This window comes from Mesorhizobium sp. M0408 (assembly GCF_040321495.1).
Classification (GTDB): domain Bacteria; phylum Pseudomonadota; class Alphaproteobacteria; order Rhizobiales; family Rhizobiaceae; genus Mesorhizobium.
In genome coordinates this window covers 1-20,000 of record NZ_JAMYRO010000050.1, presented here as the reverse complement: position 1 = coordinate 20,000, position 20,000 = coordinate 1, and the positions used below count along the sequence as shown (strand labels likewise).

Here is a 20,000-nt window from a genome sequence, read left to right as displayed (position 1 = left end):
CAGCGACTTAGTGTGACGAGCAAGCTTAAACCGATAGGTGTAGGCGCAGCGAAAGCGAGTCTGAACAGGGCGTTCAGTTCGTCGCATTAGACCCGAAACCGAGTGATCTAGCCATGAGCAGGTTGAAGGTAAGGTAACACTTACTGGAGGACCGAACCCATAACTGTTGCAATAGTTCGGGATGACTTGTGGCTAGGGGTGAAAGGCCAATCAAACTCGGAAATAGCTGGTTCTCCGCGAAATCTATTTAGGTAGAGCGTCGACCGAATACCCCAGGGGGTAGAGCACTGGATGGGCTAGGGGTCCTCACCGGATTACCAAACCTAACCAAACTCCGAATACCTGGGAGTAATAGTCGGCAGACACACGGCGGGTGCTAACGTCCGTCGTGAAAAGGGAAACAACCCTGACCTACAGCTAAGGTCCCCAAGTTATGGCTAAGTGGGAAAGGATGTGAGGATCCCAAAACAACCAGGATGTTGGCTTAGAAGCAGCCATCATTTAAAGAAAGCGTAACAGCTCACTGGTCTAAATAAGGGTCTTTGCGCCGAAAATGTAACGGGGCTAAAGCCATACACCGAAGCTTAGGGTTTGCAGCAATGCAAGCGGTAGCGGAGCGTTCTGTAAGCTGATGAAGCCATACCCGTGAGGGGTGGTGGAGGTATCAGAAGTGCGAATGCTGACATGAGTAACGTAAGGGGAGTGAGAGACTCCCCCGCCGAAAGTCCAAGGGTTCCTGCTTAAAGCTAATCTGAGCAGGGTTAGCCGGCCCCTAAGTCGAGGCAGAAATGCGTAGACGATGGGAACCACGTTAATATTCGTGGGCCTGGAGGAAGTGACGGATCATTGAGGTAGTCCAATCTTATCGGATTGAAAGGGCTGCTGCGTGGTTCCAGGAAATAGCTCCTCCTTATAGACCGTACCCGAAACCGACACTGGTGGACTGGTAGAGTATACCAAGGCGCTTGAGAGAACTATGCTGAAGGAACTCGGCAAATTGCACGCGTAACTTCGGAAGAAGCGTGACCCTTTCATGCGCAAGCATGGGAGGGTGGCACAGACCAGGGGGTAGCGACTGTTTATCAAAAACACAGGGCTCTGCGAAGTCGCAAGACGACGTATAGGGTCTGACGCCTGCCCGGTGCTGGAAGGTTAAGAGGAGGGGTGCAAGCTCTGAATCGAAGCCCCAGTAAACGGCGGCCGTAACTATAACGGTCCTAAGGTAGCGAAATTCCTTGTCGGGTAAGTTCCGACCTGCACGAATGGCGTAACGACTTCCCCGCTGTCTCCAGCATAGACTCAGTGAAATTGAATTCCCCGTGAAGATGCGGGGTTCCTGCGGTTAGACGGAAAGACCCCGTGCACCTTTACTATAGCTTTACATTGGCATTCGTAGTGGCATGTGTAGGATAGGTGGTAGGCTTTGAAACCTGGGCGCCAGCTCAGGTGGAGCCACCCTTGAAATACCACCCTTATCACTATGGATGTCTAACCGCGGCCCGTTATCCGGGTCCGGGACAATGTATGGTGGGTAGTTTGACTGGGGCGGTCGCCTCCTAAAGAGTAACGGAGGCGCGCGATGGTGGGCTCAGAACGGTCGGAAATCGTTCGCTGAGTGCAATGGCATAAGCCTGCCTGACTGCGAGACTGACAAGTCGAGCAGAGACGAAAGTCGGTCATAGTGATCCGGTGGTCCCGCGTGGAAGGGCCATCGCTCAACGGATAAAAGGTACGCCGGGGATAACAGGCTGATGACCCCCAAGAGTCCATATCGACGGGGTTGTTTGGCACCTCGATGTCGACTCATCGCATCCTGGGGCTGGAGCAGGTCCCAAGGGTATGGCTGTTCGCCATTTAAAGCGGTACGTGAGTTGGGTTCAGAACGTCGTGAGACAGTTCGGTCCCTATCTGCCGTGGGTGTAGGAATATTGAAAGGATCTGTCCCTAGTACGAGAGGACCGGGATGGACGGATCTCTGGTGGACCTGTTGTGGCGCCAGCCGCATAGCAGGGTAGCTATATCCGGACGGGATAACCGCTGAAGGCATCTAAGCGGGAAACCCACCTTAAAACGAGTATTCCCTGAGAACCGTGGAAGACGACCACGTTGATAGGCCGGGTGTGGAAGAGCGGCAACGCTTGAAGCTTACCGGTACTAATAGTTCGATCGGCTTGATCGTTCTCATTCCTAATGCCCATTTCTGGCGACAATCCTTTGGATTGCGCGGAGATGGATGGCACAGAAAACAGCTTCTCGAGCAACGTGCGTTTTGCCGACCTGGTGGTTATGGCGGAGCGGCTGCACCCGATCCCATTCCGAACTCGGCCGTGAAACGCTCCAGCGCTGATGGTACTTCGTCTCAAGACGCGGGAGAGTAGGTCGCTGCCAGGTCTGCCAAGCGCACGTTGTTTAATCTTCTCCTTACGAACAGGCCCGCCAACGGGACTCCGGGCCGCGAAAGCGGCCCTTTCATTTGGCGGAAGCTTGAATCCAGTGAGCCAAGGCTTACTTCTAGGGTTGACGCGGGGTGGAGCAGCCCGGTAGCTCGTCAGGCTCATAACCTGAAGGTCACAGGTTCAAATCCTGTCCCCGCAACCAAATTCGAAAACGGCCCGCCTTGTGCGGGCCGTTTTCGTTTTGCTGGCCGATTGGTTCGATCCCCGTCAGGCCTCGCACGAATCAGGCACAGCGAGACACCAAGGAAGGTCCAGCCCCCGCAACCAAATTCCTTGCATGCGAGCATCAAAAACCCCGGCAGCCTTACGGGGCCGGGTTTTTTTCCGTCCCGGCGCGCGAGCTTCGGTGTTTGGCAGCACGCCCCAAAACAGAGTTCCACGTCCTGCCGGCACCTAAATGTGCTGCATGGATGCAGCTTTAGCCGGCATCCCGGTTGGTCAAGGCGATGTGGCAGCAGCCGGAACCGTGGCCCGGCGTCCAGGTGACGTTGTCGAAGCGCACTCCGGTGGCCTCGAACAGGCCACGGTCGAAGGTGCCGGCGATGCGGCAGAGCGTGGCGAGCTTCTCGTCGCCGACGCCGGCCTCGACCCAGGCGTCCTTCAGCGGACAGCGCCTGACCTTGAAGGCGATGCGGTCCGGACCGCGTTCGACGTCGGTCGGATACATGCGACCGCCATCCGGGCTGACGGCGAGGAACGCCTCGCCGATCGCCGGTGCGTCGTTTGGGCCGAAATCGGCGAAGGCCGCCGCCGCAACCTCCTTGCCGCGCCGTTCGATGGTGCGGATCATGATCGCCTCAGCCGTTTCCGCGCCAACCTCCGCGGTCAGCTCGTCGAGCAACAGACGATAGAGATCGGCGCGGTTGCGGAAGGCGGAATCGAGTTCGCGCGACAGTTTTTCGGCTCGGGCTTCGGCGTCGGTCATGATGCGTCCTGTTCGATCCTTGACAGTCTTGGCGCTGCCGCTACCAGCGCCTTGCCGATCGCGGATTGCGGCGCGTCGATGACGCTGCGGGCATCGCCGCTCTCGGCAATCCGCCCGGCGTCCAGAATGGCGACGCGGTGGGCGATTGCACGGACGACGCCGAGATCGTGCGAAATGAACAGATAGGCGATACGCTCCTCGCGTTGAAGATCGAGCAGCAGTTGCAGGATCTGCGCGCGAACCGAAACGTCGAGCGCCGACACGGCCTCGTCGAGCACGACCAGCGACGGTTTCGTGGCGATGGCGCGGGCGATTGCGACGCGTTGACGTTGGCCGCCGGAAATTTCGTGAATGGCGCGGCCGGCGAGACCTGGGCTGAGGCCGACGCGCTCCAGCAGAGCGGCAATGCGGCGCGGGCGTTCGGCTCGCGAGGCGATATGGTGGATGCGCAAGGGATCGTCGAGCACGCGCGCCACCGTGGCGCGCGGGTTGAAGGCGGCGAGCGGATCCTGAAACACCATCTGCAGACGGGCGCGCCGGTCGCGCAAGGCAGCGCCGTTCAGTGACAGGAACTCGCTGCCTTCAAATTCGATATTGCCGGCGTCGTGTTCGATGAGCCGCAGCATCAGCCGAGCTATCGTCGACTTGCCGCTGCCGGAAGGTCCTGCCAGCGCCAGCGTCTCGCCAGGTTCGATGTGGAAGGAAACATCGTCGACCGCGGCGATGATCTTGCCGCCGCGACGGTATCGTTTGGTCAGGCCGGAAACGGCGAGCAGCGGACCGCTCATGTTCCGGTCTGCCGCAGCAGCGGCTCGGCGTCGAGGCCGAGATGAGCTTCGAGCAGCGCCCTTGTGTAGGCGTGACGCGGCGCACTGACGACCTGCGCCGTCGAACCGAACTCGACCAGTTCGCCATGCCGGAACACGGCGATGCTCTCTGCAAGCTCGGCGGCCAGCGCGATGTCGTGGCTGATGAACAGCAGCGCCATACCGTCCTCGGCCACCAATTGCCGAATTAGCGCGACGATCTCGGCCTGCACGATGGTGTCCAGCGCGCTGGTCGCCTCGTCGGCGATTAGCAGTTTCGGGCCGGCCGCGATCGCTGCGGCGATGGCCACGCGCTGCTTCTGACCGCCGGATAGCTGGTGCGGGTAGGCGCGCATGGCGGCATCGGGAACGGGCAGACGGACGCGTTCGAGCAGGTCCCTGGCCCTGGTATAGGCGTCTCGCCAGGCAAGGCCGAGATGGGCGTGCGCGACTTCTGCGATCTGTTTGCCGACCGTCATCACCGGATCGATGCTGGCCGAGGGGTCCTGGAAAACGAAGCCGATGTCGCGACCACCGAGGGGGAGGCTATTGCGAAAAAGGAAAGATTGGCGATCCTTGGCGCCCCGGGATGGCGATGGGGGCACCCAATCGATGCGGCCCTCTATCCTGGATGAGGCCGGCAGCAGCCCGGCAATCGCAAGCGCCAGCGTGCTCTTGCCCGAACCGCTCTCGCCGATGATGGCAAAGCGCTCGCCAGTCGCGACGTCAAGGCTGATATGTTTCAGCGCCGCGACCTCGGCGCCGTCGCGGCGATAAGTCACCGACAAATCACCGATCGAAAGCAGCGCCGTCACGACAGGCTCCTCCTCACCGTCGTCGTCTCGACGACGCCTTCGCCGGTGAGATACACACCGAGCACGGTCAGCACGAGCGCTACGCCCGGAATGATCGACAAAAAGGGCGCGGTGCGCAGCACAGCGCGGCCCTCGGCGATCATGCCGCCCCAGGTTACGCGGTTGGGGTCGCCAAGGCCGAGGAAGGACAATGCCGCTTCGGTGAGAATCGCCGCGGCGACGATCACCGACGACAATGCCAGTACCGGCGGCAATGCGTTGGGCAGCACTTCGCGAAAGGCGATCTCCAGCGGATGCATGCCGATGACGCGGGCGCCGGCAACAAAATCGCGCTCGCGGATCGACAGCACTTCGGCCCGCGCCACGCGTGCCGGTCCTGTCCAGGCGCCAAGCGCTATCGCCACGACGACGACGCCGAGCGATGGCCCGACGATGCTGACGAAAGCCAAAGCTAGCAGGAAGGCCGGCACGGTCTGGAAAGCGTCGGTGATGCGCATCAGCACTTCGTCGACGAGGCCGCCGGCAAAGCCGGCCAACGTGCCGATCACGGCGCCGACGGCAAGGGCGGCGGCTGCTGCTGCCAGCCCGACCGCCAGGGAGGTACGGGCGCCATGGAAAAGCTCGGCAAGCACGTCGCGGCCTAGGCGGTCGGTGCCCAGTGGCAGCGACCAGTCCTGGAATGGCGGCAGCAATGCCGGCCCGGCAATCGCCTGCGGATCGCCGGGAAAGAACAAAGGTGCGGCAAGCGCCACGGCAAACAGTGCCGCCAGGAAGACCGCGCCGGCGATCGCTTCCGGCGTGCGAAGAAAGCGGCGAAGCGGGCTCACGCACCGGCCTCACTGGCGCCGACGCGCGGATCGAGGAAGGCGTAGGCGATGTCGACGAGAAGGTTGATGATGACGACCAGGACAGCGCTGGTGAGAATAATGCCGAGCAGTAGTGGGGTATCCCGCGCGGCCACCGCTTCCTGCGCCAGTCGGCCAAGGCCTGGCACGGAAAAGACGCTTTCGATGACGACGCTGCCGCCCAGCATCTGCGCGGACTGCAGGCCGAACATGGTGACCAGCGGCAACAGCGCGTTGCGGGCGACGTGGGCGAGCACGATGCGACGGCGGGAAAGTCCCCTGGCACGGGCGGCCAGCACAAAGTCCTGTCGCCACACCTCGGCCATGCCGGCGCGCATCATGCGCAGATAGAGCGCCAGATAAATGAAGCCGAGCGCCGAAACCGGCAGGACGAGATGGCGGGCGATATCGGCGGCACGATCGAGGCCGGTCTTGTCCGAGGCGATACTCTCGATGCCGCCGATCGGAAACCAGCGCAGGTCGACGGCGAAGACAATGATCAGCACAAGCCCGAGCCAGAAGCCCGGCACGGCATAGAGCGCCAGCGAACCGATGGAGAGGAAGCGATCGCGGAAGCTGCCGGGACTGGCGCCGGCATAGATGCCGAGCGCCGAGCCGAGGCCGAAGGAGAGCGCGGTGGCGCTGCCCATCAACAGCAGCGTGTTGGGCAGGCGCTCGAGGATGACATCGCGGATCGGCCGCGAAAAGGTGACCGATTGGCCGAGATCGAGATGCAGCAGCGCCCAAAGATAATTGGCGAGCCGTGTCAGCTCCGACTGGTCGAGCCCCCAGCGGTGACGCAACAGCTCGATCATGCCGGCGTCGCCTCCGGTCGAGACGATGTAGGCATCGACCGCGTCGCCGGGAGCGGCTTCGAGCAACAGGAACGTGCCGATGACGACAATCAGCAGCACGAAGATGCTGCCGACGAGACGGCGGCGAAGGAGGATGACGGCGCGGGTCATCGCTGAAGCTGAGCACCCACACAAGCGGCGCGCAAGTCTGGAGAGACTTCCTTACCCCTCCAGCCAAGTGTCCGCCCAGTTCGATACCGCCCAGCGCGGGTTGTTGGCGATGTTGTTGACCGTATCACGGGCGACGCTGATGAAACTCCATTCGGCGACGTTGATCAGCGGCAGGTCGGCGGCAACTTTTCTCTGGAACTCCTTGTAGAGTTCAGTGCGGGCGGCGGTGTCGAGCGTCTCCGATGCCTTGGCGATCAGGGCGTCGAGATCGGCATTCTTGTAGCCACCCTGGTTGGAGAAGGGCACGCCGTCGGGAATGCCGCTCTGCACCAGGATGGTGGTCGAGATCGCCGGATCGCCGCGGAACACCGGCGGCCCGACCGCAAGGTCAAAGGCGTGGTCGGTGTAGACAGCCTTGATATGCGCGGCAGAGTCGTTGTTGACCAGTTGGGCGTCGATGCCGATGGCTGCGAGCGCCTGGCGCAGATAGTCGCCGAACTGCTTGGTTTCGTTGAAGTAGGGCGCCGGTAGCAACCTCAGTGAAAAGCGCTTGCCGTCATCGCCCCGGCTGTAGCCGGCCTCGTCAAGCAAGGCGTTGGCCTTGGCGACGTCGAAGGCGTAGGTCGGCACGTCGGCGGTGTAGAATTGCGGGTCGTTTTTCGGCACCGGGCCAGTGGCGGTGGCGGCATAGCCAAGGAATACCGTCTTGACGACGAAATCCTTGTCGATAGCGTGAGCGATCGCCTGGCGTACTTTCAGGTCGGCCAGCTCCTTGCGGCGATGATTGATCTCGACGACGAGCTGGTAGGTCAGCCCTTCATAACCCTTGGTGATCACCTTGAGACCGGGCACTTTGGAGATGCGGTCGAGATCGGCCAGGGGCACGGCGGAGAAGGCGGCGAGCTGGATCTCTTCGGCTTCCAGGGCGCTGGCCGCCGACGTGCGGTCCGGCAGCACCTGATAGATGATCTCGCCGAGATAGGGCTCGTCCTTGCCCCAATAGTCGGTGTTCTTCTCCAGCCGGTAATATTCGCCGGGCTTGTGTTCGGCAAATTTGAACGGTCCGGTGCCGACCGGGGCGTTGTTGGCCGGGTTGTCCTCGATCTTTCCGGTCTCATAGATGTGCTTGGGCACCACGCTGCTCAGCGCCGGCAAGGCGTTGCGGATCAGCTGGAACGGTGTCGGCTTGGCGAATTTGAACACGGCGGTGGTTTCGTCCGGCGTGTCGACCGCCTCCAGATCCTTGAACACGGTGCGGCCGAGATTCTGCAGCGGCTTCCAGACCTGCAGCGCCGAGAAGGCGACATCGGCTGAGGTGAATGGCTTCCCATCATGCCATTTGACGCCCTCGCGCAGCTTGAACGTCACCGACAGGCCGTCGGCGGCACCTTCCCAGCTGAGCGCCAGCCGTGGCTCGAGCCCGTCCTTGCCGCCGAAGGAGGCCTCGGCCAAGGTTTCCACGATCTTGCTCGAGATGAAGAAGACGCCGTTCGAGGCGACAATCGCCGGATTGAGGTTGCGCGGCTCGGAATCGGCGGCGACAACCAGTCGTCCGCCCTTTCTCGGCGTCTGCGCCGAGCCGATCGTCGGCATGGCGGTGGAGGCCAACAGCAATGCCGAACCGGCCAGCATTGTACGTCTGGAAATGGTGAACTCTGGCATGATCGAACTCCGTCCTCTCCGCGGACCCGGCCGGGTCCGCCGTACCCCTCGGACGCTCGTAAGCATCCTGCAAAGCTGATTATGGGCCTTGTGCGGGGTTTCGCCAAAGACGGAATTGGCGCATCTCTATGTGGCTTTGAAATTTCCGTCCGCTGGACCAGTTGTACAGAAAACGGTTCGATGCGCGGTTCTAGCAGGACCAGACTGGAGTAAAGTGCAGCAGGTGGAGCAGCTTTTGGGACTGGTTCGCCCGTTCTGGCTGGACCAGATCGGGCAAAATGATGCAGATTTAAGCATAGCCGAGGTTCAGAGCCGGAAAAGCCGGTGCCGGCGAGCGGCCGGCTAAGGGATTTCAGGGAGAGAGACATGAACATTGCCCCAGGCAAGAATGCCGTCGGCAGCGTGCCGTTCGACCAGGCCAGGGTGGACGGGCTGATGGAGGAGGCCGGCATCGACGCGCTGCTCGCCACCTCCAAGCACAACACGCAATATCTGCTTGGCGGCTACAAGTTCATCTTCTTCGCCGCCATGGATGCAATCGGCCACAGCCGTTATCTGCCTGTCGTCGTCTATGAGAAAGGTGGGCCGGAGCATGCCGCCTATATCGGCAACCGCATGGAAGGCGGCGAGCACCAGAATCATCCGTTCTGGACGCCGACACTGCATGCCGCCTGCTGGGGTACGCTCGATGCCGCCAATCTGGCGGTCGAGCATTTGCGAAAGATCGGCAAGGGCAATGCCCGCATCGGCATCGAGCCCGCCTTCCTGCCGTCCGACGCCTATATGCTGATCCGCAACGCGTTGCCGGATGCCAAGCTGATCGATGCGACTGATATGCTGGAGCGCATGCGGGCAATCAAAACCGAGGCGGAGCTGGAAAAGCTGCGCATCGCTTCGGAGCTGATCACCGATTCCATGCTGGCGACCATCGGCTGGGCACGCGAAGGCACGACCAAGAGCGAGATCATCGAACAGCTCAGGCGCGAGGAGACCAATCGCGGCGCGCATTTCGAATATTGCCTGTTGACGCTAGGCTCCAGCCACAACCGCGCCGCTTCGCCGCAGGCGTGGAGGAAGGGCGAGGTGATGTCGATCGATTCCGGCGGCAACTACCACGGCTATATCGGCGATCTTTGCCGCATGGGCGTGCTGGGCGACCCTGACGCCGAGCTCGAGGATCTGCTGGCCGAGATCGAGACAGTGCAGCAGGCGGCCTTTTCCAAGGTCAAGGCGGGCACGCTGGGCGGTGACATGATTTCTCATGCCGAAGGCGTTCTGAAGAAATCCAAGGTTGCGGCCTATACTGATTTCTTCGCGCATGGCATGGGGCTGATCACGCATGAAGCGCCGTTCCTGATGACCAACCATCCGGTGACCTATGAAGGCACCTATGCCGCAAAGCCGCTGGAGAAGAACATGGTGCTTTCGGTCGAGACGACCATGCTCCACCCGACGCGCGGCTTCATCAAGCTGGAGGACACGGTGGCGGTAACCGATGCCGGTTACGTCATGTTCGGCGATCGGGGCCGGGGCTGGAACGGGGGCGGGGGCGGCTTAGGCGCTGGTACCTAGCCCGTTCTTGAGATTACCTCGTCCGAGCAAATAATTGGTCACGCCAGCGAGCATTTGCCGATATGGAACGCGAACTGCCCAAGCAGGTCTTTATCGACGGGTGCGAGCAGATCTCCATGGAATTCGAACCGATTGGGTTCCGCTTTGCGAAAAGCGGTCCTCATGCGAGTCGTCGGGCCGGCGACTGGGCATTCAAAATCTCCTTTCAATCAAACTATCTAAACGTCGGCGGCGAGTACGTCGAACTCGTCGTGCATGCGTCGGTCTACAGCAAGGCAATAAAGGAGTGGGACGAGCGAAGCGCTTGGCCCGCCAGTGCCAGCGATTGGGTCGCCGGTGGACAGCTTGGCAATTTGCGAACCCCGCATCATTGGCGGACATGGAACATCGTAAACCCGCATACCCGCCAGGCTGAAATCGCGAACATCGTTGCCAACATCCAAACGACTGTCCTGCCGCTCTTCGAACGTTTCGACGTTCCGCGCAAACTAGCCGAACAGGTCGCATGTTCTGAAGTTCCGGGCTTCATGTTCCCTGAAAATGCTGTTCGATTTGTACTCTGGCAGCTTGGTCCAGAGGCAGCGGAAAACTGTTTGTCCTATTGGGTGGCGCGCTTACCTTCGCCGGATGCTTTCCGATCAGAGCGCGATGTCCCCACTTTGCCGGATAGGCTCGCTCTGGGAAGCGATACTAACAACCTAGCAAGGGTCGCTCGTGCGATGAAGATTGGCCTCAGCCTGTGACATTATCTGCCCGGCGGGATCAACCTGAAATCCGGCAACTCCCGCAACGCCAGTTCCGGCCCGGCCGGCGAATAGACGACGAAAAGCTGCATCGGCCCGTCGCCGGTATTGAGCGTCGAGTGGAAGCGGCTTTCCGGCACATAGATGGTGCAGCCGGGGCCGACTTTCTCGACGACCGGGTTGCCTTTCTCGTCTTCGACCATCTGCTCGCCATTGCCTGAGATGACAAAGATGATCTCCTCCGCACCCGGATGGTTATGACGCGTATGGCCTTTGCCTGACGGTAGGTCGACGACACCACCGGAAAATCGCTTTGCGCCGTTCACTTCGGGAGCGACCGTCAGCGACAGCCTGCCCCAGTCGAAGCCGAAGGCGCTAACGTCTTTTGGATATACGAATACCTTGCTGTTGTCGGTCATCGTCCCACCCTTCTTTTTGCTGGTCTCTACGCAGCGCCGAACGTGACGGCCTTGAAATCCGCCGTCTGCCTGGCGATCGAGGCTTCCGCCGGCAGCCGCTCCATCGAACTGGCGCCATAGAACCCGTGCAGGCCCTTGCAGCGCTCGAGAATATATCTGGCGTCGTCCGGGATCGAGATCGGCCCGCCATGGCAAAGCAGGATCATATCCTCGCGCACTGAGCGTGCCGCTTTGGCGATGGCGTCGATCTCGCTCACACAGTCGTCCAGCGATTTAGCCGATGTCGCGCCAATCGAGCCGCCGGTGGTCACCCCCATATGGGCGACGACGATGTCGGCGCCAGCTGTTGTCATGGCGCGCGCCTCGTCTGGGTTGAAGACATAGGGCGTGGTCAACAGGTCGAGTTTGTGAGCCTCGGCGATCATGTCGACCTCGAGCCCGAAGCCCATGCCGGTTTCTTCAAAACTCTGCCGCATCTGGCCGTCGAACAGGCCGATGGTCGGAAAGTTCTGCACACCGGAAAAGCCCATCGTCTTCAACTCGGCCAAAAGCAGCGGCATGATGACGAAGGGATCGGTGCCGTTGACGCCGGCCAGCACCGGCGTCTTCTTCACTACCGGCAGCACTTCGTAGGCCATTTCCTTGACGATCTCGTTGGCGTTGCCATAGGCGAGCAGGCCGGCGGCCGAGCCGCGCCCGGCCATGCGGTAGCGGCCGGAATTGTAGATGATGATCAGGTCGATGCCGCCGGCTTCCTCTGCCTTGGCCGACAGGCCGGTGCCGGCACCGCCGCCGACGATCGGCACGCCGTCCGCGATCATCTTGCGGAATTTCTCCAGGATTTTCTTGCGCGGTATGGCGGCCATGTCTTGGTGTCTCACTGTCTGGCGATGTCGAGGAAGGCCGTTGTGGCAGCCCAGGCGAATTCGGGGTCGTTGATATGAAGCGGCAGGCGCAGCACGCGCCGCGTTTTGGCGGGTTTGATGGTACGCTCGATCGCCTCGAACAAAGCGGCATCGGCTTCAGGGTCGAAGAAGGCGCCGCCTTCAATGTCGAGCGCCGACACGCCTTTCTCCGGAATGAGGAAACGAACCGGACCCTGGCAGAGGCTCAGCCTTGTACCGATCCATTCGCCGATCGTTCTGCTTTCGTCGGCAGTGGTGCGCATCAGTGTGACGTTTGGATTGTGCTCATAGAACAGCCGGCCGCGATAGCGTTCCGGAATTGTCGGCGGCGCCCAGAAATTGACCATGTCGAGCGCGCCGACCGAGCCGACATAAGGCAGCCCGGTGCGGGCGATGGCGCCAAAGCGATCTTCGGTCGCCGGCAGCACGCCGCCAAACAGCAAGTCGCAGACTTCGGTCGTTGTGATGTCGATGACGCCTGACAACAGGCCGCTGTCGGCCAATTTTTCCATGGTGCGGCCGCCGGTGCCGGTGGCATGAAAGACCATGCAGTCATAAGTCGAACGAAGCTCATCGGCGATCGCGGTCACGCATGGCGTGGTGACGCCGAACATGGTGAGGCCGAGCGACGGTTTGCCCTCGGGCGGCGGCGCCGGCTTTGTCGCCATGCCTGATATCGCCTGGGCGGCATTGTGCAGCACGACACGCGAAAGCCGGTTGAGGCCGGCCATGTCGGTCACCGACGGCATCATGACGATGTCGGAGACGTCGACGTAAGGCGCGGTGTCACCCGAGGCCAACGTCGAAACCATGATCTTGGGCAGACCGAGCGGCAGCGTGCGCATGCCTGCGGTGATGATCGAGGTGCCGCCACCGCCGCCAATTCCGATAATCCCGGCAATATCGCTGCGCGACTGGACAAACCGGGCAAAGGCGGCAGCCATCGCCGCCACCGCGGTGCCGCGATCGTCGACGCCGAGCACGGCATTGCGACCCTCGGAATGGTGGCTGGCGACCTCGTCTGCCGAAACATCGACCGGCACGGTCGCGCCGCGTGTTCCGATGTCGACACGGGCAATCGAAGCGCCGGTAGCCGCGACCGCATCGGCCAGAAATGCGAGTTCCTCGCCCTTGGTGTCGGCGGTGCCTACCACATAGATGCGCTTCATCGCGTTTCCCCGGTCTTGGGCGTGTTCGGCGCTGCCGCCCCTTTTTGCCCGGCCGTTCGACGGCGCGAAGGGCCATTGCAATTTTTTGAGACACGCGTATCGTATTGACATGAATGTCTCACGTCAACAAGCGGCAATGGACGACGATGCCAGCCAAGGGCCGAACCCCCAGGTAGAGCGCGGGGCCCGCGCGCGCACCAGGCGTCTCATGCTTGAGACGGCGACAAAGCTGATGCAGGCGGGCGCCACGCCCTCCGTCAGCGAGGTGGCGGAGGCAGCGGAGGTCTCGCGCGCCACCGCCTATCGGTATTTTCCGAGCCAGGCGGCGTTGGTGCAGGCGGTGGTCGATGAGGGGCTTGGGCCGATCCTTACGTGGAAATCGAGCTCTGCCGATCCCGAGCGCCGGGTCGCCGAGCTGTTCGAGACCGCCATGCCGCGCATCGAGGTCTTCGAAGCGACGTTCAAGGCGGCGCTGAAACTGTCGCTCGACCAGTGGGCGCAGCGACAGGCAGGCACGCTTGACGGCGAACCTGCCTTCACGCGCGGCCATCGCGTCGATCTTTTGAAAGATGCGATCGCGCCACTCAAAGGCCGGTTGCCGCCGCGCGAATTCAAGCGGCTCGCGCAGGCGCTGTCATTGATCTTCGGTGTTGAGGTGCTGGTCGTTTTAAAGGATATATGGGGATTGGATAGCCGCAGTATGATGTCGGTTGCGCAATGGGCGGCCGGCGCACTGGTGCGTGCGGCGGTGACGGAATCGATGGCTGAAGGTGACGGGATCGCGCCGACGAGGGCCGTTAGATGAGGCCAATCTGGTTCGACCAGATTTTCAGCCTGACCATTTGTGCTACTAGCGATGCAGCGGCCTAAGCAAGGCACTTATGTATCAAGGAGTAGGAAAATTCAGGGAAAACAGACAGATATCGCAGAAACCAACTTGTCTGCGTGTCCGCCACCGTTCAAGAAAGAGCTTGACGTTTGTCTGAAATTGGTAATACCAGATCAGGACAAATAAAGCGGATCAAAGGGTGAAGGCTAAGATCCGTTTCGGTCGAACGAGGAGGCTCAAAACCGGAACGGTGCCGTCACGGGAGGACTACCAGGGCCGGCCTCGCCGCCGGCTCGCATGACGCGGTAGAATGCGCACAAGGGAGGAAATCATTATGCGCAAGACAATGACCAGCTTGCTTGCTGGTATCGGCCTAGTGCTCGCCTGCGGAACGTCCGTCTACGCGCAGGAAAAGGAACTTACAATCTTCTGGGCGGAATGGGATCCGGCCAATTACCTGCAGGAACTCGGCAACGAGTACGAGAAGGAAACCGGCGTCAAGATCACGGTGGAAACCACACCGTGGCCCGACTTCCAGACCAAGGCCTTCACCGAGTTCAACGCCCATGGCGACGCCTACGATATGGTCGTCGGCGACTCGCAATGGCTCGGTGCCGGCTCGACCGGTGGCCACTATGTCGACCTGACCGACTTCTTCAACAAGCACAAGGTCGGTGAAGTGATGGCACCGGCCACGGTGAAATACTATGCCGAATATCCGGGCGGCAGCAGCAAGTACTGGGCCATTCCGCTCGAAGGCGACGCCGTCGGCTGGTCCTATCGCAAGGACTGGTTCGAAGACCCCAAGGAAAAGGAAGCCTTCAAGGCCAAGTATGGCTACGATCTCGACGTGCCGAAGGATTTCAAGGCGCTACGCGACATCGCCGAATTCTTCTACCGGCCGGACCAGAAAAAATACGGCATCGCCATCTACACCGACAATTCCTATGACGCGATGGCGATGGGCTTCGAAAACGCGCTGTTCTCCTTCGGCGGCGAGCTGGGTGACTATAAGACCTACAAGGTCGATGGCTTCATCAACTCCGACAAGGCGATCGCGGCGCTCGACGCCTACAAGGAACTCTACAAGTTCACGCCTCCGGGCTGGGCCAAGTCGTTCTTCGTCGAGGACAACCAGGCGATCACTGAAAACCTGGCCGCGATGAGCATGAACTACTTCGCGTTCTTCCCCTCACTGATCAACGAGGCGTCGAACCCGAACGCCAAGAACACCGGCTTCTTCGCCAATCCAGCCGGACCTGGCGGCGACCAGTTCGCCGCACTCGGCGGTCAGGGCATCTCCATCGTTTCCTACTCGCAGAAGCAGGAAGAGGCGACGAAGTTCCTGGAATGGTTCATCAAGGACGAGACCCAGAAGAAATGGGCAGCGCTTGGCGGCTACACCTGCAGTGCCGCCGTGCTCAAGTCGCCCGAATTCCAGAACGCCACGCCCTACAACAAGGCGTTCTACGAGACCATGTTCAAGGTCAAGGACTTCTGGGCGGTTCCGGAATACGCGGAACTGCTGCAGCAGCTTAACCAGCGCATCTATCCTTACATGATCGGCGGCGAAGGCACCGCCAAGGAGACGCTGGACGCACTGGCAGCCGACTGGAACGCGACCTTCAAGAAATACGGCCGCGGCCAATAAGTATGAAGTTTCACGGAGGGGGCGTTCGTGCCTCCTCCGTTTCTTTTTCTGATTTTTGAACCGGGAGCAGAGTCTTGGCGACCACGATGATCACCACGCTGGACAGGTCCTCGCGGGCCGCCGCTCGCGGTCTAAGCGACATTTCGATCCGCAATCTCTTCATCATCCCGACGATCCTGTTTCTGATCGTCTTCAACATCTTCCCGCTGATCTATTCGCTGGGCTATTCGTTCACCGATTTCCGCGCCTCGACCAGCGCGGCGGCGAATTTCGTCGGGCTGCAAAACTACCGCGACCTGCTCAGCGATCCCTATGTCTGGTCCAACTTCGCCATCACCGCAAAATACGTCATCATCTCGGTCGCCGGCCAGCTGCTCGTCGGCTTCGGCGTGGCCATGCTGCTCAATCGCGACATTCCGCTCAAGGGCCTGCTGACGACGCTCCTGTTGTTGCCGATGATGCTGTCGATGGCCGTCGTCGGCCTGTTCTGGAAGCTGCTCTACGATCCGTCCTTCGGCATCATCAATTATGCGCTGGGCCTCGGCACCTTCGAATGGCTGTCGGATCCGAAAATGGCGCTCTATGCGGTCGCGCTGACCGACATCTGGATGTGGTCGCCCTTCGTCATGCTGTTGTCGCTGGCCGGCCTGTCGGCCGTGCCCAAGCATCTCTACGAGGCAGCCGCGATCGACAGGGCCGGGCCGTTCTACACCTTCTTCCGCATAACGCTGCCGCTGGTTGCGCCGATCCTGATGATCGCGGTCATCTTCCGCACCATGGAGGCGTTCAAGACCTTCGACCTCGCCTACATCCTGACCAGCCAGCCGACGGCCGAGCTGATCTCGATCCGGCTCTACAAGATGGCGTTCCAGGAATGGCAGACCGGGCGTTCCTGCGCGCTCGCCTACATCGTGCTGATCATGGTGCTGGCGATCACCAACATCTATGTCAAATACCTCAACAAGGTGAAGGAGCGCTGAGATGGCCGCAGTCCGCACTTCTTCCGAAATCACCTTCAACCGGGTCGCCATCGTCGCTGTCCTGCTGGTGACGATCATCTTCCTGGCGCCGATCTACTGGATCGCCTCGACGGCGTTCAAGCCGCGCAACCTCGCCACCACCATTCCGCCGACGGTGGTTTTCCAGCCGGAGATATCGCCCTTCGTCAAGTTGTTCACCAAGCGTTCGCAGCTGCGCAGCCCGCCGTCGCCGGAGGAGTACGCGGCTGCGCCGTGGTGGGAGCGCGTCGTCTTCAATGGGGGCGAAAAGATCGTGCGCGACGGCAAGGGCCAGGTGCAGTGGTCGGGCTATCCGAGCCGTTTCATGAACTCACTGATCGTTGCCATAACCTCGACCGTCCTGGCCGTCGGCATGGGCACCTTCACCGCCTATGGGTTCTCGCGCTTCAAGGTAAAAGGCGAGGCGGACCTACTGTTCTTCATCCTGTCGACACGCATGCTGCCGCCGGTGGTCGTCGCCATTCCGATGTTCCTGATGTACCGGGCGGTCGGCCTCAACGATTCCCATATCGGCCTGATCATCCTTTACACCGCCTTCAACCTGTCCTTCTCGGTGTGGCTGATGAAAGGCTTCATGGACGAGATCCCCAAGGAGTATGAGGAGGCGGCCCTCGTCGACGGCTATACGCGCATGGAGGCCTTCTTCAAGATCGTGCTGCCCGAGGCCGCCACCGGCATCGCCGCCACCGCCGTGTTCTGCTTTATCACGGCGTGGAACGAATATGCCTTCGCACTGATCATGACCAGCCGCCGTGCCCAGACAGCACCGCCCTTCATCCCCAGCCAGGTCGGTTCCGGCCTGCCGGACTGGACGGTGATTGCCGCCGGAACCTTCCTGTTCCTGCTGCCGGTCGCGATCTTCACCTTCCTGCTCCGCAACCACCTGTTGCGCGGCATGTCGTTTGGAGCGATCCGCAAATGAGCTTTCGCGACATCAACCAGAAATATCTCGAACCGGGCAGCCAGGTGCTGATGGTGCTCGGTATCATCGCGCTCTGCCAGCCATGGAACATGCTGCTGCACAGCTATGGCGTGACCATCATCCTGATCGGCCTGATCGGCTTCAACATCACCTCCAAGATCGCGCCGGAGGAGAAGGCCGGCACCGGGCAAGGGGCAAATCCGGGGGCACAGCATTGACCCAGATCGAGCTTCGAGGCATCCAGAAATATTTCGGCGCCGTCCAGGTCATCAAGGACCTCAACCTGAAGATCGACGACAACGAGTTCATCGTGCTGCTCGGCCAGTCGGGCTGCGGGAAGACGACGACGCTCAGGGCGATTGCCGGGCTGGAGACGATCGACGGCGGCGACATCCTCATCGACGGCAAGCCGGTCCAGCACCTCAAGGCCGCCGATCGCGATATCGCCATGGTCTTCCAGTCGTTCTCGCTCTATCCGCATATGAGCGTCTATGAGAACATCGCCTTTCCGCTCAGGGCGACGCGCAAGAGCAAGGCCGAGATCGACAGCGAGGTGCGCTCGGTCGCCAAGACGCTGCAGATCAGCGATCTCCTCGCCAAGAAACCGTCGGCGCTGTCGGGCGGCGACATGCAGCGCGTGGCGATCGGCCGAGCCTTGGTGCGGCGGCCGAAGGCGATGCTGATGGACGAGCCGATCGGGGCGCTCGATGCCAAGCTGCGCGAGGAGATGCGGGCCGAGATCAAGCGGCTGCACATCAAGCAGGGCTCGACCAGCATCTACGTCACCCACGACCAGATCGAGGCGATGAGCCTCGCCGACCGCATTGTCATCATGCATGAAGGTGTGCTGCAGCAGGTCGGCTCGCCGGACGAGGTCTATTCGCATCCGGCGAATCTTTTCGTCGCGCAATTTGTCGGCAGCCCGGTGATGAACGTCGCCGACACTTCGGTGACCGAGAAAGCCTCATCGGCCTCGGTCACGGTCGGCGATGCGGCCGCCGGTTTCGAATTCCCGCGCGCCTTGCTGTCGAAGCTCAACGGCCATGCCGGCAGCCAACTCGCGCTCGGCATCCGGCCGGAAGGCGTTCTCGTTCGCCGCGAAGCCGCCGAGGGGTTCTTGCCGGTGGAGACGCAGATCGTCGAGCCGCTCGGGTCCTTCGATATCGTCGACCTCAAGGTCGGCTCCAAAATGCTGCGGGCGCGCACCAAGAGCGGCTTCATCGGCGGCCCCGGCGAAAGGGTCTTCGTCAGGATCGATCCCAGCCAGGCGCATTTCTTCGACACGGCGAGCGGCAAATCGCTGGGAGTGAGACTCTGATGGCCCACATCCAGCTCAAGAACATCTCGAAGAAGTTCGGCAACCATACTGCTTTGACCGGGCTCGATCTCGACATCGCCGATGGCGAGTTCTTCGTTCTGCTTGGCGAGACCGGCGCCGGCAAGACGACGACGCTGCGCATGATTGCCGGCCTGGAAAAACCGAGCGAAGGCCAGGTCTTCATCGACGGCGTCGATGTCGCCGACTGGGGCGCGGCCGAGCGTGACGTGGCGCTGGTGCTGCAGCAATATTCGCTGTACCCGCGCTATACGGTGCGCCAGAACCTCGAATTTCCGCTGAAGCCGAAGATCCGCCGGCTGCCCGATGCCGAGATCAAGGATCGTGTCGACCGCGCGGCCAGGACGCTGAGGATCGAGCATCTGCTCGACCGCAAGACCGACAGGCTTTCAGGCGGCGAGATGCAGCGCGTCTCGATCGGTCGCGCCATCGTGCGCAAGCCGCGGGTATTCCTGATGGACGAGCCGTTGTCGGCGCTCGACGCCAAATTGCGCGAGGCGCTGCGCACCGAATTGAAGAACCTGCAGATGCAGCTTGGCGCCACCTTCCTGTTCGTGACGCATGATCAGATCGAGGCGATGTCGATGGGTGACAAGGTCGGCGTGCTCAACCATGGCCGCATCGTCCAGACCGGCACGCCGTACGAGATCTATAACAATCCGCGCGACACCTACGTGGCAAGCTTCGTCGGCTCGCCGCCGATGAATCTCATCGACGGCAAGCTCGTCAACGGACGTGCGGTGATGGCGCCGCTCAATTTCGAATTGCCGTTTGCGGGGGGTGCCAAGACTTCGGGGGGTGCCAAGACTTCGTGGGGGCTAAAGACGGGCGCGGGGGCCGCCGCGGGCGCGCCCGCCCGCGGGGGTGGGTCCAACGAAGGCTAAAAAGACGGCGGGCGCCCCCGGGGCGCGGCGGGGGGTCGCGCGCTCGAACCCAGCGGCACGGAGAAGAGAGAGGTGGA

The 20,000-nt window shown here is 61.4% G+C and carries 17 protein-coding genes, 1 tRNA gene, 2 rRNA genes and 1 pseudogene (1 of these 21 running past the window's edge); 12 read left to right on the top strand and 9 right to left on the bottom strand.

Annotation, left to right across the window (positions count from 1 at the left end; genetic code table 11):
- The 3 genes from NKI67_RS32170 to NKI67_RS32160 all read left to right on the top strand — a co-directional run.
- Positions 1-2,179: ribosomal RNA gene (locus NKI67_RS32170) — 23S ribosomal RNA — on the top strand (it extends 620 nt beyond the left edge of the window).
- A gap of 97 nt (positions 2,180-2,276) precedes the next feature.
- A 5S ribosomal RNA gene (gene rrf, locus NKI67_RS32165) occupies positions 2,277-2,391 on the top strand.
- Positions 2,392-2,521: 130 nt separating this feature from the next.
- Positions 2,522-2,598, top strand: a tRNA-Met gene (locus NKI67_RS32160).
- A gap of 276 nt (positions 2,599-2,874) precedes the next feature.
- On the opposite strand, the gene NKI67_RS32155 is transcribed toward NKI67_RS32160, so the two are convergent.
- Genes NKI67_RS32155 through NKI67_RS32130 form a run of 6 tightly spaced genes read right to left on the bottom strand, consistent with a single transcriptional unit; the run spans position 2,875 to position 8,474 of the window.
- The gene (locus NKI67_RS32155) at positions 2,875-3,381 is read right to left on the bottom strand and encodes an L-2-amino-thiazoline-4-carboxylic acid hydrolase (protein WP_352648881.1); all 507 of its coding nucleotides are present in this window, start codon (positions 3,379-3,381) and stop codon (positions 2,875-2,877) included.
- Positions 3,378-4,169 carry an ATP-binding cassette domain-containing protein gene (locus NKI67_RS32150; RefSeq protein WP_352648879.1) on the bottom strand — a complete coding sequence of 264 codons (792 nt, stop codon included), beginning with the start codon at positions 4,167-4,169 and terminating at the stop codon, positions 3,378-3,380. Before NKI67_RS32150 ends, NKI67_RS32155 begins: the two co-directional genes overlap by 4 nt.
- Complete coding sequence (locus NKI67_RS32145) at positions 4,166-5,002, bottom strand: ABC transporter ATP-binding protein (protein WP_352648877.1); 837 nt, start codon at positions 5,000-5,002, stop codon at positions 4,166-4,168. The genes NKI67_RS32150 and NKI67_RS32145 overlap by 4 nt, the downstream gene beginning before the upstream one ends.
- On the bottom strand, positions 4,999-5,829 hold the full coding sequence (locus NKI67_RS32140; protein WP_352648875.1) for an ABC transporter permease: 831 nt from the start codon (positions 5,827-5,829) through the stop codon (positions 4,999-5,001). The genes NKI67_RS32145 and NKI67_RS32140 overlap by 4 nt, the downstream gene beginning before the upstream one ends.
- Entirely contained in the window at positions 5,826-6,812 is a 987-nt protein-coding gene (locus NKI67_RS32135) for an ABC transporter permease (RefSeq protein WP_352648873.1), read from the bottom strand. The genes NKI67_RS32140 and NKI67_RS32135 overlap by 4 nt, the downstream gene beginning before the upstream one ends.
- Before the next feature lie 51 nt (positions 6,813-6,863).
- The gene (locus NKI67_RS32130) at positions 6,864-8,474 is read right to left on the bottom strand and encodes an ABC transporter substrate-binding protein (protein WP_352568294.1); all 1,611 of its coding nucleotides are present in this window, start codon (positions 8,472-8,474) and stop codon (positions 6,864-6,866) included.
- Positions 8,475-8,840: 366 nt separating this feature from the next.
- Between NKI67_RS32130 and NKI67_RS32125 the strand changes: the two genes are divergently transcribed.
- Positions 8,841-10,046 (top strand): M24 family metallopeptidase, encoded by a 1,206-nt coding sequence (locus NKI67_RS32125; protein ID WP_352648871.1) that lies wholly within the window; start codon positions 8,841-8,843, stop codon positions 10,044-10,046.
- A 62-nt stretch (positions 10,047-10,108) separates the two neighbouring features.
- The gene (locus tag NKI67_RS32120) at positions 10,109-10,789 is read left to right on the top strand and encodes a DUF4304 domain-containing protein (protein ID WP_352568292.1); all 681 of its coding nucleotides are present in this window, start codon (positions 10,109-10,111) and stop codon (positions 10,787-10,789) included.
- A 2-nt stretch (positions 10,790-10,791) separates the two neighbouring features.
- Here the strand turns inward: NKI67_RS32120 and NKI67_RS32115 are convergent, their stop codons facing one another.
- Genes NKI67_RS32115 through NKI67_RS32105 form a run of 3 tightly spaced genes read right to left on the bottom strand, consistent with a single transcriptional unit; the run spans position 10,792 to position 13,282 of the window.
- Complete coding sequence (locus NKI67_RS32115) at positions 10,792-11,208, bottom strand: cupin domain-containing protein (RefSeq protein WP_352456830.1); 417 nt, start codon at positions 11,206-11,208, stop codon at positions 10,792-10,794.
- Between the two features lie 26 nt (positions 11,209-11,234).
- Positions 11,235-12,074 carry a phosphoenolpyruvate hydrolase family protein gene (locus NKI67_RS32110; RefSeq protein ID WP_352568291.1) on the bottom strand — a complete coding sequence of 280 codons (840 nt, stop codon included), beginning with the start codon at positions 12,072-12,074 and terminating at the stop codon, positions 11,235-11,237.
- An 11-nt stretch (positions 12,075-12,085) separates the two neighbouring features.
- Complete coding sequence (locus tag NKI67_RS32105; RefSeq protein WP_352568290.1) at positions 12,086-13,282, bottom strand: Tm-1-like ATP-binding domain-containing protein; 1,197 nt, start codon at positions 13,280-13,282, stop codon at positions 12,086-12,088.
- 109 nt (positions 13,283-13,391) lie between these two features.
- Between NKI67_RS32105 and NKI67_RS32100 the strand changes: the two genes are divergently transcribed.
- The 7 genes and pseudogenes from NKI67_RS32100 to NKI67_RS32070 all read left to right on the top strand — a co-directional run.
- Positions 13,392-14,087 (top strand): TetR/AcrR family transcriptional regulator, encoded by a 696-nt coding sequence (locus NKI67_RS32100; protein WP_502896714.1) that lies wholly within the window; start codon positions 13,392-13,394, stop codon positions 14,085-14,087.
- Positions 14,088-14,445: 358 nt separating this feature from the next.
- Entirely contained in the window at positions 14,446-15,762 is a 1,317-nt protein-coding gene (locus NKI67_RS32095) for an ABC transporter substrate-binding protein (RefSeq protein ID WP_352448404.1), read from the top strand.
- A 74-nt stretch (positions 15,763-15,836) separates the two neighbouring features.
- Positions 15,837-16,742: a carbohydrate ABC transporter permease gene (locus tag NKI67_RS32090; RefSeq protein ID WP_023722315.1), complete on the top strand. Its 906-nt coding sequence runs from the start codon at positions 15,837-15,839 to the stop codon at positions 16,740-16,742.
- 1 nt (position 16,743) lies between these two features.
- The gene (locus NKI67_RS32085; protein WP_292661213.1) at positions 16,744-17,703 is read left to right on the top strand and encodes a carbohydrate ABC transporter permease; all 960 of its coding nucleotides are present in this window, start codon (positions 16,744-16,746) and stop codon (positions 17,701-17,703) included.
- Positions 17,700-17,921 carry a hypothetical protein gene (locus tag NKI67_RS32080; protein WP_023675179.1) on the top strand — a complete coding sequence of 74 codons (222 nt, stop codon included), beginning with the start codon at positions 17,700-17,702 and terminating at the stop codon, positions 17,919-17,921. Before NKI67_RS32085 ends, NKI67_RS32080 begins: the two co-directional genes overlap by 4 nt.
- A complete protein-coding gene (locus NKI67_RS32075; RefSeq protein WP_352568289.1) occupies positions 17,918-19,021 on the top strand; it encodes an ABC transporter ATP-binding protein in 1,104 nt (367 codons plus the stop codon). The genes NKI67_RS32080 and NKI67_RS32075 overlap by 4 nt, the downstream gene beginning before the upstream one ends.
- Positions 19,021-19,789: pseudogene (locus tag NKI67_RS32070) on the top strand (ABC transporter ATP-binding protein); the annotation flags it as partial. The gene NKI67_RS32075 and the pseudogene NKI67_RS32070, both read left to right, overlap by 1 nt.
- Positions 19,790-20,000 lie beyond the last annotated feature (211 nt).